This window comes from Dellaglioa sp. CoH-57-MRSF-22 (assembly GCF_056781895.1).
Genome location: NZ_JBXAXT010000228.1, coordinates 1 through 264, shown reverse-complemented (window position 1 = coordinate 264; position 264 = coordinate 1). Strand labels below are relative to the sequence as shown.

Here is a 264-nt window from a genome sequence, read left to right as displayed (position 1 = left end):
GCTGCTTACGATGCCGGACGGAAGCATGAAGTGGTGATACTTCGGAACAGTCAAGCAGTAGACGGGCACCGGCTCCCCTTGCTTTTGGACGCGCAGCTTATTCACGGCCAAGAAGCCAAGACCGCTCGATTTGTCCTGCTTTGTCCAATCGTGGCGGGGCAACTTATTGTGAGCCGGGAACCACACACGATCACCGATACGCATGTCCACGGCCCGGATGTAGCCTAGGTCTTCGGAGCCCGGGAACGGCAGAAGCCCACGATC

At 58.3% G+C, this 264-nt stretch carries 1 protein-coding gene; it reads right to left on the bottom strand.

Annotated elements, in window-relative coordinates:
• Positions 1-204 (bottom strand): hypothetical protein (locus AC1RPR_RS08895; RefSeq protein WP_481763586.1); only part of this gene is annotated, 204 nt, incomplete at its 3' end.
• Positions 205-264: the final 60 nt, after the last annotated feature.